A 14,221-nucleotide genomic window follows, 5' to 3' on the forward strand; every position below is an offset into this window, starting at 1 on the left:
TTGCTATGGCACCTCTGCCGCGAGCGCTGCGCGGAATGTGGCGAGCATGCGCTCGACATCCGGCTCGCGGCCGGTGAACAGCCGGAATGCCCCGGCCGCCTGGAACACCGCCATGCCGCCGCCGTCGAGCACGCGGCAGCCGCGCGACCGCGCCAGCGACAGCAGGGCGGTTTCGATCGGGAAATAGACGATATCCGCGACCCAGTGTTGGTTGGCCAGCAGCGTCGGGTCGAGTGGAAGACCGGGATGCGCGTCCATGCCGATTGGCGTCGCATTGATCAGGCCATCCGCTTTGGCCGCTGCCTCGGCGAGATCCGTCGTCACGATCGCGAAATCGCGATCAGCACGGCGGTTTAGGGATTGCGCCAGCGCCTTGGCTTGGGGGACGTTGACATCACTCAGCAACAGTCTGTCGACACCCATGCGGAGCGCTGCATGCGCAACGGCCGCACCCGCGCCACCAGCGCCGAGTTGCAGCACGGTGTCGATGGCGGCGTCGGGCAGGCCGCGACGAAAGCTCTCCATGAAGCCAGACCAGTCCGTGTTGTGACCTGTCCGTCGCCCCTCCCTGAAGACAACCGTGTTGACGGCGCCGAGCTGGCGGGCGTCCTCGGAAAGATCGTCGAGCAGCGGGATGACGCGCTGCTTACAAGGATGAGTGATGTTGATGCCATCGAAACCCGCGGCTTCCGCCTCCGCGAGCAGGGTGGGCAGTGCAGATGGTGCAAGACCTCGTGCATCGAGACCGATAAGCTCGTAGGAGAGTTCAAGACCCTGCGAGGCTGCTTCCGTTTCGTGCAGCATGGGAGATTTCGACTGCCCGATCCCGGTGCCGATCAACCCGACTCTTATCTCGCGCGGCTGCGACATCGGCCGGTCACCTCGATTTCACCATGTCGAGCAAAGCTCGCACGGCGATGGGATATCCCTTGGCGCCGAGACCGGCGATGACTGCGGTTGCGGCACGCGACATCAGAGACTTCTGATAGATGTCTTCGCGGCGGTGGATATTGGAAATGTGAAGCTCGATGATTGGGCGCGGAAACATCTTCAATGCGTCGAGGACCGGGATCGAGTTGAAGCTGAGGCCGGCGGGATTGATGATGATACCGGCGGCGGAAACATCAATCGCTTCGTGGATCCAGTCGACGAGCTGGTATTCGGCGTTGGACTGACGGAATTCTATCGGGTGATCGCCAGCGGCCTGCCGGCTCCAGATCTCGATCTCGGCGAGCGTGGTCGAGCCATAGATGTCGGGCTCTCGTTTGCCGAGGCGGTTGAGGTTGGGGCCGTTGAGAATATAGATGGTCATGATTGCTCTCCGTTCCGTCAGCCGCCATAACCGGCCATGCGCGGCAGCCACAGCACGAGTTCGGGGAAGAAGGTGATGAGCGCGAGACACAGCACCATCCATGCAAGGAAGGGCATGCAATCGCGGATGATGCTGCGCATTGGCGAGCCGGAAATGTTGGTCATGATGAAAAGCAACAGGCCATAGGGTGGGGTCACCAGCCCGAGCATGATGTTGACGACCACGACCACGCCGAAATGGACGAGATCGATGCCGAGCGCCTGTGCCGTCGGGATGAACACCGGCACGATGATCAGAAGCACTGCCGTGCCTTCGAGCACGCAACCGAGCAGCAGCAGGATGGCATTGACCAGCAGCAGGAACTGCCACCAGTTGAGGTCCCAGCTTGTCAGGATCGCGCGTAGCGATTCCGGAAGATTCTCGATCGTGACGACATAGTTGAACACCAGCGCGCCGCCGATCATCATGCCGATCGAGGCCGAAGTCTTGGCGCTGACCAGTACGGCATTGTAGCCCTCGCGCAATGTCAGGCTGCGGTAGATGACCGTCGAGACGATGACTGCGTAGGCTGCGGCGAGTGCGGCGGCTTCGGTGGGCGTCGTGACGCCGGAATAGATGCAGCCAAGAAGGATGACGGGCATCAGTAGTGTCGGAAAGGCCTGCCACGTGATGCGTGGAACATCCTTCAGCGGCACCGGCTCTTCCACAGGGAAATTCTTCCGCCGCGCGTCCCAGCCCACCTGCAGCATCTGCATCGCCGTCATGATCAGACCTGGCACGACGCCACCGAGGAAGAGGTAGCCGATCGATGCATCGGAGACGAGTGCGTAGATCACCATCGGGATAGAGGGGGGCAGGATTGGGCCGATGACGGCCGTAACCGCAGTGAGCGCCGCCGCATAGCTCGGCGTGTAGCGGTTCTCGCGCGTCATCATGTTCTGCATCATCCGGCCGGAGCCGGCGGCATCGGCGATGGCCGATCCGGACATGCCGGCGAAGATCAGACTCTGGATGACGTTGACCTGGGCAAGACCGCCACGAAAACGCCCAACCAGAACATTGCAGAAGCGCAGGAGCCGTTCCGTCATCGAGCCGGAATTCATGATCTCCGCGGCAAATATGAAGAGCGGCACGGCGAGAATGATGTAATTGGAATACATGCCATTGAGGAACTGCTCGGCGACCGTACCCATATCCATGCCGGCCATCCAGAGATAGAGGATGGAGCCGCAGATCATGGACAGACCAATCGGCATTCCAAGCAGCGCGAGTGCTGTGATCACAACGATGGCGATCGAAAATGGACTGGTGAAATTCATACGCCGGAACTCGCCTTGGTGGGATCGTAGGCCTCCGGCGCCTTGCCGAAGACGGAAGTCCAGCCGATCCAGAGATGGCGGACGATCAGGGCGACGGCGAAGACGATGTAGATCGAATAGAGCCAGTCGAAGCGAATGCCGAGATAGGCAGTCTTCTCCACCTTCATGAAGGTGACATAGTCAAAGGCAGCGGGCAGGCCAAGCGCGAAGAGGGCGACGAGGATCACCGCGGTGATCAAAGCCATGATCCTTCGCGCCCGTTCTCCGACTGATGCGTAGACCAAGTCGAAGCGCATTTCTTCGGAATCACGCACGATGAAGGATGCCCCGAACAGCACAAGCCAGATCCAGAGCACGACGCTGATCTCATGCGTCCAACCGATCGGCAGGTTGAGAACGTAGCGTGACACGATCTGGATCATGAAGACGATGAACATGGCAAGCAGCAGCAACACCGACACGTCTTCCGCGCGCCGCCTCAGCCAATCGAAAAGTCTGGAATGTGTCATGGGCTTTCCCGAGGCCGACGGATAGGGATACGGCCCGCGTTTGTCGCGAGCCGCAGCATGAGATCAAAGCGCGGCGATGCGCTCGGCCATGCCTGCCGGCCAGTCCTTGGCGAGCGCGGATTCGGCATAGGCCTTCTGGACATGGACGCGGAAGGCTTCGATATCAGGCGCGTAGACGTCCAAGCCCTTTTCCTTGAACTCGGCGGCCAGTGCCTCTTCTTTCTTGACGTGCTCGGCGGTGCTCCACTCGATCGCCGCGTCGGCGGCGGCTTGCACCGTTTTCTGCTGCTCCGGGGAAAGGCCATCCCAGACCTTCTTCGACAACGTCAGCAGATCGAAGGCGACAAGGTGAGAGGTCAGCACGACCTGCTTCATCACCTCGAAGAACTTCATGTTCTGGACGTTGGGCAGCGGATTGTCCTGACCGTCGATCGCGCCGGTCTGGAGGCCGGTATAGACTTCGGCATAGGCCATCGGCGTCGGGTTCGCGCCGAGCGCGGTACCCAGGAACTGCCAGGCTTCACCGCCCGGCATGCGCAGCTTGACGCCAGCGAGATCGGCGGGAACGCTCACCTTCTTTGTCGTGTTGAGACCGACCTGCCGGGTGCCATAGAAGGTTGGTCCGAGAATCTTGATGCCGAGCTGGTCCTCGGCCATTTTCTTCATCTCGGCACCAGCATCGCTCGCGAAGAAATTGGTCATGTGCGCCGAGTCCCGGAACAGGTAGCCGGACGTCAGGATCGACCAGGCGGGTACCTGATTGGAGACGTCCTGCGGCGCGATATTGCCCATTTCGAGATTGCCGCGCTGGAGCGCGACGAGTTCGGTGCCCTGCTTGAACAGGACGCCCCCGTAAAAGCCTTCGTATCGGAAGCCGGAGCCGATGCCTTCGACAAATTTCTTCATCATCTCGGCACGGATGTCCTGCTCCGAGAAGACGGCCGAGAACCGGATATGCAACGGCTCCTGGGCGTGCGCGAAGCGCGACAGGAACGGCGCGGCCAATGCGGCGGAACCGAGAGCGACGACACTGCGCCGGGTAAGTCTGGCAGCCATAATTTCTCCTCCCATTGATGATGACGGCATTCCTCCTTGCCGCCCCTCCAAAAGCGAGACTGCCATCTGGCAAATTCGAAATCAACCACGGATTCTGTATTCATATGATATTTTTCATTTTAACATATGATTTGTAATTGAGCAGACATCTTGCGCAGACCCGGAGGTTCGGCTCAAATGCGTTTTGGGAGAGACTTTTATGACCATCGCATTGTCACTGCCCGACACGGTCGGGGACCAGATCTATCACCGGCTTCGGAGCGACATTATCTTCGGCCGGCTGGAGCCGGAGAGAAAGCTGCGCCTGGAACAACTGCGTGGCCATTATGCCGTGAGCGTTGCCACCCTGCGCGAAGTGTTGTTGCGGCTCGTCTCCGAGGGATTGATCCGCTTCGAAACGCAGAAAGGCTTCGAGGTCGCGCCGATCTCGGCCCGTGATCTTCGAGAAATCTCGGACATGCGCATCCTGCTCGAATGTCATGCGGTCGAGGCCTCCTTTGCGGCCGGAGACATCGAATGGGAGGCGGGCGTGGTGGCCGCGCACCACAAGCTGTCGCGGATGGAAGAGAAGATGCTCGCGGGCGACCGTACGGTCTCGGAGGTCTGGAAGCGTTACGATCGCGAATTCCATGTCGCGTTGATCGCCGCCTGCGGTTCGCAGGAGCTACTGGCCACGCACGACCGGATTTTCGACCGGTTCCTGAGATACCAGGTCCTGCTGGTCATGTTCCGCGGTTCGGTCGCGGCCGAAGAACATCACGAATTGCTGGAGTGTGGACTCAAGCGCGATATCCCCCGCGCCCAGGGGCTGTTGACGCGCCATATCGGTGCCTGCATCGATTACACCGTCGAACATGGTTTGCTGGCGGAGGGCGGTCGATGAACGACATGTCGGATGCCGGGCAGCCCTTTGGCGAGACAGTGTATCAAAGTCTCCGCGCAGATATCATCATGGGGCGGCTAAAGCCAGGGCAAAAACTGAAGCTCGAGGGTTTGCGCGATGGCTACAACGCCGGCACGAGCACGTTGCGCGAGGCGTTGAGCCGGCTCGCCGCCGATGGTTTCGTGCGTGCCGAAGGACAGCGTGGTTTCGAGGTTGCTCCGATCTCCGAAGCCGGCCTGCGCGAGATTGCCGCGTTGAGGTTGCTGCTCGAGGAGCACGCTCTTGCCCGCTCGTTCGAGGCAGGTACCCTCGACTGGGAGGCGGGCGTTATCGCCGCGCATCATAAGCTGGACAGTCATGAGGAGCGGCTGGAGGCTGGCGATACCTCGGATATCAACGCCTGGCGCCGCAGCGACTGGTCATTTCATCAGATGTTGATTTCGGCCTGCGGCTCACGCGTGCTGATGCAGACCCACGCCGATATTTTCGACAAGTATCTGCGCTACCAGATGATCGCGCTGGCCTTTCGCCCCTCGGCCTCGCGCCCAGAACACCGCGCCTTGAAGGAGGCCGCACTGAACCGTGATGTAGAAACCGCGATACAACTGCTGCGCTATCACATCAATGCCGGCGTCGAACATGCTCTGTCAGTCGGCCCGTTGAACAACGGGGCGAGATAAAGGGTCTAGAGCAATGCCGTCAATGCAGGCCGTCTTCGCCGAGCAAGGTTTGACCAACGCTGGTCGGCTGACGGCGCGCCGGGTGCACCGCTCCGGCCGATACGGCTGTGCTAAGGATAATGACCCTTCGGCGAAATTGAGCGCGTCTGAATGTGCTGCTCGTCCAGCGCTGGTCATCGCGCCGGGCGCTGCGATCGTGTCGAACTTGGTCATCAGTTCCTCGCTGATGAACGTTGTTGCTTGGCGAGAATGATTGTCGCCCCGCGGTAGCTGCGATCGGCGCAGTTGGTGCTCTTGTGCTCGGGGCAGATTATCGTGGCTGGGATCGGATTTCACTGAGGTGCTCCTTGCGTTCGGCAACGTTAGCTCATCTCACTCTCCACCACCCCGCTTTTAAGTGGAAGCGAATGCGTCAGTATTCGCCATGAGTTGAACAGGGTTAGCGGTTCAGATCCCTTTCAAGGCAATTGTGACATCATCGTCAGTTTGACAAACTTTGCCATTAATCGGTATCTTGGAGTATCAAGGAGACTCAAATGGCGATGATGAATGTATCCCTGCCGGACCCCATGAAGGATTGGGTCGAAGCACAGGCAAAGACGGGTCGATACTCGAATGCAAGCGATTATGTCAGAGACCTGATCCGCAGAGACCAAGCCCGTACGGATAAGATTGCTGAGATGCAGCGATTTGTCGATGACGGGATTAGTAGCGGAGTTGGGAGTCGTTCAGGGGAGGAGTTGTTTGCTGCAGCCACCGCTCGAGCCGAGATTAGCCGCGGACGCGCTTGATGCCATTTAGCCTTTCGGTCCAAGCGGAAGAAGATATTATTTCCATTGCAGAGGAAGGCGTCCGTGTCTTCGGAGCATTAATTGCCAAACAGTATCACGATGAGCTTTTTGCCCTGTTCGAGCTTATCGCCACCAATCCGAGAATGGCGCGCGAACGGCATGAGATCTCTCCTCCGGTCAGGATTCATCCGTTCAAGGCTCACCTTGTAGTGTATCGCATCATTGAAGACGGCAGCATATTCGTGATCCGTATTCGGCACGGACATGAAGATTGGGTGGGGGATCCTTTCTAATCAATCCCTTCGCTGACTTCATAACGTGCCGGTCGCGAGTTCGTATCCCATCAAGGCGATTGTGACATCATCGTCAGTTTGACAAACTTTGCCATTAATCGGTATCTTGCAGTATCAAGGAGACTCAAATGGCGACGATGAATGTATCCCTGCCGGACCCCATGAAGGATTGGGTCGAAGCACAGGCAAAGACGGGTCGATACTCGAATGCAAGCGACTATGTCAGAGACCTGATCCGCAGAGACCAAGCCCGTACGGATAAGATTGCTGAGATGCAGCGATTTGTCGATGACGGGATTAGTAGCGGAGTTGGGAGTCGTTCAGGGGAGGAGTTGTTTGCTGCAGCCACCGCTCGAGCCGAGATCAGCCGCGGACGCGCTTGATGCCATTTAGCCTTTCGGTCCAAGCGGAAGAAGATATTATTTCCATTGCAGAGGAAGGCGTCCGTGTCTTCGGAGCATTAATTGCCAAACAGTATCACGATGAGCTTTTTGCCCTGTTCGAGCTCATCGCCACCAATCCGAGAATGGCGCGCGAACGGCATGAGATCTCTCCTCCGGTCAGGATTCATCCGTTCAAGGCTCACCTTGTAGTGTATCGCATCATTGAAGACGGCAGCATATTCGTGATCCGTATTCGGCACGGACATGAAGATTGGGTGGGGGATCCTTTCTAATCAATCCCTTCGCTGACTTCATAACGTGCCGGTCGCGAGTTCGTATCCCATCAAGAGCTTGAGTAGCCTAACAAATTCATGACTCGGTTGACGGGGCAATCCTGGTGTGGAAATCGAAAGCAGTTGTTTCGATGAAACCTGCGCACTTGATGGCTAAGATCTGCAAGGGAAAAGTGGTTTGAGACGAAATCAGACTGATATTCCCAATCACTTGAAAACTTTCCGAGCCTCCTTTTCAAAGCCTAGAAAGTCCGTCACCGAGGAGATATCGAATAGCGCTTGGAACTTTTGATTGTGAGGGAGCCGAAATTGACCGAACAGAAGCGGCAGAAGGGCGTGTGTGCCCTTTTTTCTTGGACGACCATTACTACACAAGCCGTTCATCCGCCGGAGGTGCACGACCGCCAAGATAGCCGTATAGAAGATTATACGAAAAAGGCGGTAATACTAAAACAGATAATGTCCAACAAGGCGCGACGGTATCAAAAAATAAATGCAGCACAAAACATTGCAACCGTCGTAGTGTCTTCTTTTCTACTATTCTTCGGATTTTCCGGCATAGATAAGATACAGAAATACGCCTCGTGGATTAGCCCGGTTAGCATAGATGTTACGGAGCTTTTCTTTAATTTATCTATGTTTCTATTGTTTCTCATCGGCACTTTGCATTTGGTATTTCGCTTCCCTGACAAGCAATCGCAGTCAGAGAAGGCCGTTGCATCGCTCGCTAGCCTAGTAAACGAAATTTCAGACACCATTACGACCCGTGGTAATCTGGTGGCCAGCGATGAGCCATCAAAGATTGAACTCGTTCGCACCCGATATGAGGCGATTGCAGAGAACATCCCCGCGAACTCTGACAAGGAATTCATTCGCGCGAAACGCGATCTCGCAAAAAAGGAGCAGCGCAAGCCTCATCTCCAAGTCAGACCGCAACAGCTCTTTGATCCAATTCAGCAGGAACGTATTGTGGCTTCGATTGTGCTCGGCTCTCGGACGATGGTGGACGTACTCATCGCCCTTAGAGAAACCAATGAGGGTCTTTATTTGGGCGGTGGCTTAGTCAGGAATGCCGTGTGGGACTACCTTCACGGTTACGCCTCGCCGACGGCGGTAGATGATGTGGATGTGGCATACTTTAACGGGCTCGACGCCGAGAAGAGACACGACGAAGATTTGGAAAAGAAGCTTTTGGTTCGTATTCCCAATGTCCATTGGTCAGTTAAGAACCAAGCTCGTATGAACTTGGTGAACGGTGAGGCAGCATATGCCTCTTTGGAGAATGCAATTTCCCGTTGGCCTGAAACCGCCACAGCCTTTGTAGTGAGGCTGAAACCAACAGGGAAGCTGGAGTTCATTGCTCCTTATGGATTCGATGACCTTCTGCGACTAACCGTGACCAACACGCCCGCCTTCGCGAATCGAGTCGATGTTATTAAGAAGCGGATCGATCAAAAGAAGTGGCGGATTCTTTGGCCCCGGTTACGCATCTCGTTTGCCAGTGACGACGGCGCCAGCACAGGGGACGTATCGGTGTGAGAGCGACTGCGCGTTGAGATCGACGCTCGTCTCGATCCCAAGCCGGAGCATATTCTCTGCAGTTGCCGGGTCTACCCATGGAGTTCTTCACCGCAAGCTCGACAAAGGCTGCCCAGTTCTTAGGCGTGATGACAGCCTGGCCATGCGGTTTGTTAAGGTCGGATGCCATATCGGCGAGGAATTTGTTGTAGGAGATCCCTGGATAGGCAATCAAGCCCGTCGCAGCCTTGATCTTTGCCCGGATTACGGGGAGCATCGACGATGGCAATCCAGGATTAAGCGGAAGGGGAGATCGTGCATCTCGTCGCTCAGCAGCTCTTCAATCTCCAGAGATCTTTCCGGCTTAGCCAATCGCAACAACGAGTTTAGGTTGTCTTTCGGCCGGGGCAATGAGTTCGCCCATGGCGGCAGGCCGGACCCGCTAGAAAACCCGCAGGGGATGTACGATCCCGATCTGCGGATCGAGACTCTGAAGGTCAAGGCGCAGATTTTTCATTGATTGTCGAAGGCGAACTACAGGCCGACGCTCCGAGACGGTTCACATCATGGAATACGCTCCCTGCGCTATCGAGCAGACCGAGCCGGCCGACAAGGTACAGTACGGGCATATCGATCGCGAGGCCCTGTCATAGTTTCGATTAAATCGGCTTTCGCCTGATCCGGCGTACGCTTGGAGAACGAGCTGGGGCTGGAGCCTCTATGCTCAAGCTATAATATTGCAACGATAGCTCGGTGAAATGAGCAATTATGCCGGAGATTCCTCGTTGCTGCCCCTATTTATAACGTTGAGCCATACAGGCGCAGTCCGCGAGTGCATATCGAACGGCAGAACGTGAAGGCGAAGATCCCGGGAAAATTCGAATGGTCCCGGCACTTCGGGAAACTGATCGATCTCTGGATACATCAAGAACATATCCCCCGATCCCTGCAAGTATTTCTGACCATACGCGAAGAGCTGATAGAAATCCGCCTGTGACAGTCCAAAATTTGCGCTTCGGTCGCGGTTCAATCGCTTCCATTTCGCATCGATGATCCATCTCCGCGCCTCGTTATGCACCAACATGTCGGGTTTCAAGCGAAACCATTCCTCCGCGCCAACGGAGCAGAGGTGATGTCGGTTCGGTTGCCAAACTGACTTGAAGCCCGGCTTGAGCGAGGCCGATATCGAAGAAAAGACGTAGCGTTCAAACAGCCGCTCCATCGGAAACAGCATGCTCATACCTCTCCGGTCGCCGAGCGTCGCAAACGGCAGCCGATGCGCGAGCAGTAGTTCGGCCAGCGGCTTAACGCGCCCATAGTCCGCGAGTTGCCTCCCCCGCTCCCATTTGCCGAAGTCGGAGCCGACGTTTCCGCTTTCCGGTACGTCGCCGAGGAGCGCCGACAGCTCTCTCGCTTGGCGCCAATTTTCCGGGGAGACCGTATTTTGGGCGACATGTTCGACGCCGGATCGCAAGATCCGGTTTTCCGGCCGGTCCAGCGAATACTCGTCCAACTGAACACTGAACTGATGAAGTCCGTTGGCCGCGCCGATCTGTCTTGCGACGTCTAGTCGTCCGCGAAGAAAGGGCTCTCGTGTCTCGGTGGTGGTATAGCCAGAGCGGAGGCCCCTCCTGATCAGGTCCGAAGCTTCATCGAGGAACGCGCTGGCAAACCACTCGGTCATCGGCATATGCAAGGCCGCGACGTCTGCGTTGCCCGCGCGACGAGGGCGCAGATTGAGGCTTTCCGTAATCATCTTGATAAGCAGGGTGCGAATCCTGGTGACGTCGGACGTCTCTGAGACGTGCTTCGGCAGGATTTCTATCCGCGTGCCGCAGGGCGTTTCGATCACGCCGACATAGTTTTGAAGGCTAATCGTATCGGGCGACGCGATCTGCACAAACGGGAAATCATCGTCATTGCCTCGCCCGTACCGCAGCAACCAATCGAAGGCACTCGCCGAGATCGACGCGCAATCCAGGGAGGAAGATTTCTGTCTGGTGGTCAGCCGGCCGAACTCCCTAACGGTGGGCATTCTGTTCGCCGATGATTTGTCTGTAGGCTTCGGGTCTATCAAGGGCTGTCGCATTGATCCGCCAGGTTCCATTGATAGCGACCCCGTGTTGTTCGGGTCCGAAGAGCGCCGTCGCGTCGTGCGGTCCCTCGACGACGAATTGATCCCGCGGGTCGTTCTTCCGCTGATCATTCAAGACGAGGCGAATTCGCCGCCAATCGTCGAAGAAGTACTCCTTCAGGAGCGGGACGAGCCTTCGCGAAAACAGCTCCCTGAGTTGATCGATGTCGTCGGATGCCTGCAAGTTCAGGAAATAGGCATGTCCCAGGCGGTGATCACGATCTAGAAGCGCTTCGATCCGTGCATTCATCACTGAAAGCAACTGGGCAAGATCAACGCCCGCGATCTCAACCCCTTCAAGTTGCGTTGTCTGCGGCTCGATTTCCTCAAAAACGAAGCGGCGACGTAACGCCATGTCGATAGACGCAAGCGAGCGATCGGCGGTGTTCATCGTGCCGATGATGTGAAGCCCGACTGGGACGCCGAACGTCGTTTTAGAGTAGGGCAGGATCGTCGTTAACGCTTCTTTCGCCCCGAGACGTTTTGACGGTTCGATCAGCGTGATTGTCTCGCCGAGTATCTTCGAGATGTTGCCGCGATTGATCTCGTCGATGATAAGGACCTTTTTGCGTAAGACGTCGTTTTTTGTCGAGGTGCGCTCGAGAATGCGCTCAACGAGAACTGGGATGATGTTGTTGTAGCCGTTAACGAGGAACTTCTCGAGCCGGCAATCGGGGATGAGATCGAAGACCTTCTTCTCCCGGATGTCTTGGACGGTGAGCTTGCCGCGCCGCACCGCCTCGGCAAGCTCGTCGAGCACCTTCCAAGGAAAAGGCAGTTGCGAGCCGTTCGGCTTGTCGAGCCACAAAATCTCGGGAGTGCATCGGCTGACCACATATCCGCTCGAGAACTGCTCTCCTAGCTTGAATGGCTGTATTGGTAATTCACAGAACGACTTCAGGATGCCGTCGCGAACCACGTACCGGACGGATCCCGCCTCCGTCGTTTCCGCCCTCAGGCCCTCGATGAATTCTTCGTAACTGAAGCTTTGATGAAACGTGACGAAGCGTATCGATCCTTCGTCGACAAGTTCGTCAAAACGTTCCTTTAGGCCTTCTCGATCGCCCTCCGAGCGAACTAGAAACGCCGGGTCTAGGATTGCGACGGCTCGATCGACGACTTGAAAGGTCTTACCCGTTCCGGGGGGGCCATACAGAATTTGATTGAGCGGCATGCTCGACGTAACGTCGCCGGCGCCCGCGACGTCGTTGATACTGACGGAGGTCGGGGTTGGCGCATCGTTGATTTCTTTAGCCGGATCCCAGACCTCCTTGACGTCGGGCTGGTAGAAGTCGATCAGTTCTCCCCGGCTCTCCTCCAACTCCTGGCGCACGCGCGCAAGTTCACGATCTCGCTCGATCTTGGTCATCCGGCGAACGGTCGCACGGGGAAGGTTCCCAAGCGTTTCAAGAACCTGCCTGATTTGCCCGGTGCTTGAGAATCGCTCGAACGTCTCAGGAAAGAGCAAATGCGGCAACATCAACTTGAGCTGCCGCCTGCCGGCGTCAGGCTGCTCGTCGAGCCATGTCGCAAACGCCCATGAATCATCAAGCAACGACAGCTGCTGTTCGGATGAGAGCAACTTGAAGGACATCACGGCACGAATAAGGAACCCCATTTCACGAGGCCTGTGGTTCATAAAGCCGGGTCCGCCGGAGCCGAGACCTTTTAGGACATCGTCGGAAAGAAGTCGATCAGCCTGTTCACCTTTGAGCGGTGCCCCCGACCATGCCCATACGTCGCCTATGCCTTCTCGCTTCGAGTGGGGGCCCATGTTGTTGGGGAAGAGGTACAGAATCCAGAGGATCTCGGACAGCAACTTGCAGGCGTTCGGAGACGCGCCTTCAAACTGATGCGTCAACTTCTCGTAAAATCCGCCGACGCCACTTTCGACCGCCCCGCTAAAGCGTTCGGCAACTTCAGCGAGCCCTTCATTGGACCAGAGGTGGTCCGGTCCAAAAAGCGATCCGTCCCTCTTTAGGCAGCGGTCTCTCCATTCCGTCGCCGCCGCCAACGTGGTCTCTGAATTTGAATGAAACGGGCTGTAGCGCGACATGTCTTCTCCCCAGGCGTCGATGCACACATCCATAGGACGCCTCGGTTAAAGATCGCTTAGATATCTTCATGCCGCCAAGAGCCGTCAGCCTCATTTCACTCGATTGCGGTCCCTTCGCGGACAGGCCGACCTTCGAATTGAGGATTTTCAGGGCCTTAGCTCAATTTCAACAGCAGGGTCGTAGGTTCGGATCCTTTCAAGAGCTTATGGCTGGTGCAAATGCGAACGTGAATTCGGTGTCTTGTGTCTTTGGTCAAAAAAATGGGTCAGTCCTTCTGAAAGCCAAGAGCTAGGACAACCCCACCAACGTTGCATCGCGTTGAATGGCGGCAACCCCCTTGTCTTGAAAGCCGGCTATGGTACGGGTGCGGTCGTCTCGTCATGGTATCTATGGCAGGTTGTGCCAATCGAGCGAGTAAGCGTTTGGCAGCCTTCAATCCCCTCGATCATCCTTTCTCGAAAGAATGTGCCCTCGGCCGACACTGATAACGTTCTCCATCGCTCGGCGAGCGCCCATCTCGTCGCGGCGACGGATTTCCTCAACGATCCGCATGTGATTGGCCGCGACGTCGCCAATCTTTCTCTGGTCAGCGGCCGGTGAACTCAACTTAAACACCCCAGCGAGTGCCGCCTCGGTAAGGTTTCCCACGGTGCGCATGAATGGATTATGCGAGGCCTCCATGACGGCAAGGTGGAAGTGCAGATCGGCGAGCGCCAGCGTTTCCGGGGTATGATCCGGATCGCCCATAGCTACTGCAAGGTGCATCATCTGGTTTATTTCCGCCTCGCTGGCCTCACGGGCGGCCAGTGCTGCGGCATGCGGCTCGAAACCGCCGCGGATATCACTGAGATGCAAGAGGAAGTCCCCATCCACGCCAACGGCGAAATGCCACGTAAGGATGTCGCCGTCGAAGAGGTTCCACTGGTCTTTTGAGGTCACGCGCGTGCCGATGCGGGCACGCGGCACAATGAGCCCCTTGGCTGCGAGCGTCTT

General features: G+C 57.0%; 16 protein-coding genes and 2 pseudogenes. 9 read left to right on the forward strand and 9 right to left on the reverse strand.

The features are described from left to right. Positions 1-3: 3 nt before the first annotated feature. The 5 genes from GB927_RS33445 to dctP form a co-directional block, all read right to left on the reverse strand. Positions 4-870, reverse strand: a complete 867-nt coding sequence (locus GB927_RS33445) for a shikimate dehydrogenase (protein ID WP_256121475.1) — start codon at positions 868-870, stop codon at positions 4-6. A 7-nt stretch (positions 871-877) separates the two neighbouring features. Further along, positions 878-1,312, reverse strand: a complete 435-nt coding sequence (locus tag GB927_RS33450; RefSeq protein WP_256121477.1) for a type II 3-dehydroquinate dehydratase — start codon at positions 1,310-1,312, stop codon at positions 878-880. 17 nt (positions 1,313-1,329) lie between these two features. Further along, positions 1,330-2,631 (reverse strand): TRAP transporter large permease, encoded by a 1,302-nt coding sequence (locus GB927_RS33455; protein ID WP_256121478.1) that lies wholly within the window; start codon positions 2,629-2,631, stop codon positions 1,330-1,332. Continuing rightward, positions 2,628-3,140: a TRAP transporter small permease gene (locus GB927_RS33460; protein ID WP_256121479.1), complete on the reverse strand. Its 513-nt coding sequence runs from the start codon at positions 3,138-3,140 to the stop codon at positions 2,628-2,630. The genes GB927_RS33455 and GB927_RS33460 overlap by 4 nt, the downstream gene beginning before the upstream one ends. A 63-nt stretch (positions 3,141-3,203) precedes the next feature. Then, positions 3,204-4,196, reverse strand: coding sequence for a TRAP transporter substrate-binding protein DctP (dctP, locus tag GB927_RS33465; RefSeq protein ID WP_256121491.1), 993 nt, complete (start codon positions 4,194-4,196; stop codon positions 3,204-3,206). A gap of 199 nt (positions 4,197-4,395) precedes the next feature. Between dctP and GB927_RS33470 the strand changes: the two genes are divergently transcribed. The 8 genes from GB927_RS33470 to GB927_RS33505 all read left to right on the forward strand — a co-directional run bounded on the left by GB927_RS33470 (position 4,396) and on the right by GB927_RS33505 (position 9,058). Then, complete coding sequence (locus GB927_RS33470) at positions 4,396-5,079, forward strand: GntR family transcriptional regulator (protein WP_256121480.1); 684 nt, start codon at positions 4,396-4,398, stop codon at positions 5,077-5,079. Beyond that, positions 5,076-5,759 carry a GntR family transcriptional regulator gene (locus GB927_RS33475; protein ID WP_256121481.1) on the forward strand — a complete coding sequence of 228 codons (684 nt, stop codon included), beginning with the start codon at positions 5,076-5,078 and terminating at the stop codon, positions 5,757-5,759. Before GB927_RS33470 ends, GB927_RS33475 begins: the two co-directional genes overlap by 4 nt. A 22-nt stretch (positions 5,760-5,781) precedes the next feature. After that, positions 5,782-6,012: a hypothetical protein gene (locus GB927_RS33480; RefSeq protein WP_256121482.1), complete on the forward strand. Its 231-nt coding sequence runs from the start codon at positions 5,782-5,784 to the stop codon at positions 6,010-6,012. Positions 6,013-6,295: 283 nt separating this feature from the next. Then, positions 6,296-6,550: a type II toxin-antitoxin system ParD family antitoxin gene (locus GB927_RS33485; RefSeq protein WP_256121483.1), complete on the forward strand. Its 255-nt coding sequence runs from the start codon at positions 6,296-6,298 to the stop codon at positions 6,548-6,550. Beyond that, positions 6,550-6,843, forward strand: coding sequence for a type II toxin-antitoxin system RelE/ParE family toxin (locus tag GB927_RS33490; protein ID WP_256121484.1), 294 nt, complete (start codon positions 6,550-6,552; stop codon positions 6,841-6,843). Before GB927_RS33485 ends, GB927_RS33490 begins: the two co-directional genes overlap by 1 nt. Before the next feature lie 128 nt (positions 6,844-6,971). Next, positions 6,972-7,226 (forward strand): type II toxin-antitoxin system ParD family antitoxin, encoded by a 255-nt coding sequence (locus GB927_RS33495; protein ID WP_256121485.1) that lies wholly within the window; start codon positions 6,972-6,974, stop codon positions 7,224-7,226. Further along, positions 7,226-7,519 carry a type II toxin-antitoxin system RelE/ParE family toxin gene (locus GB927_RS33500; RefSeq protein ID WP_256121484.1) on the forward strand — a complete coding sequence of 98 codons (294 nt, stop codon included), beginning with the start codon at positions 7,226-7,228 and terminating at the stop codon, positions 7,517-7,519. The genes GB927_RS33495 and GB927_RS33500 overlap by 1 nt, the downstream gene beginning before the upstream one ends. Positions 7,520-7,828: 309 nt before the next feature. After that, complete coding sequence (locus GB927_RS33505) at positions 7,829-9,058, forward strand: nucleotidyltransferase family protein (RefSeq protein WP_256121486.1); 1,230 nt, start codon at positions 7,829-7,831, stop codon at positions 9,056-9,058. Here the strand turns inward: GB927_RS33505 and GB927_RS33510 are convergent. Then, a pseudogene (locus tag GB927_RS33510) lies at positions 9,059-9,302 on the reverse strand (DNA polymerase IV); the annotation flags it as partial. It abuts the gene before it with no gap. A gap of 38 nt (positions 9,303-9,340) precedes the next feature. On the opposite strand from GB927_RS33510, the pseudogene GB927_RS34460 reads away from it, so the two are divergent. Further along, positions 9,341-9,557 (forward strand): annotated as a pseudogene (locus GB927_RS34460) (hypothetical protein); the annotation flags it as partial. Positions 9,558-9,803: 246 nt separating this feature from the next. Here the strand turns inward: GB927_RS34460 and GB927_RS33515 are convergent. From GB927_RS33515 to GB927_RS33525, 3 genes are all read right to left on the reverse strand, one after another. Further along, positions 9,804-11,072, reverse strand: coding sequence for an McrC family protein (locus GB927_RS33515; protein ID WP_256121487.1), 1,269 nt, complete (start codon positions 11,070-11,072; stop codon positions 9,804-9,806). Continuing rightward, positions 11,059-13,227, reverse strand: a complete 2,169-nt coding sequence (locus GB927_RS33520) for an McrB family protein (protein WP_256121488.1) — start codon at positions 13,225-13,227, stop codon at positions 11,059-11,061. The genes GB927_RS33515 and GB927_RS33520 overlap by 14 nt, the downstream gene beginning before the upstream one ends. 433 nt (positions 13,228-13,660) lie before the next feature. After that, positions 13,661-14,221, reverse strand: a 561-nt coding sequence (locus tag GB927_RS33525; protein WP_256121489.1) for a FadR/GntR family transcriptional regulator, incomplete at its 5' end; no start/stop codon positions are given.

Source organism: Shinella lacus (genome assembly GCF_010994755.1).
GTDB classification, from domain to species: Bacteria; Pseudomonadota; Alphaproteobacteria; order Rhizobiales; family Rhizobiaceae; genus Shinella; species Shinella lacus.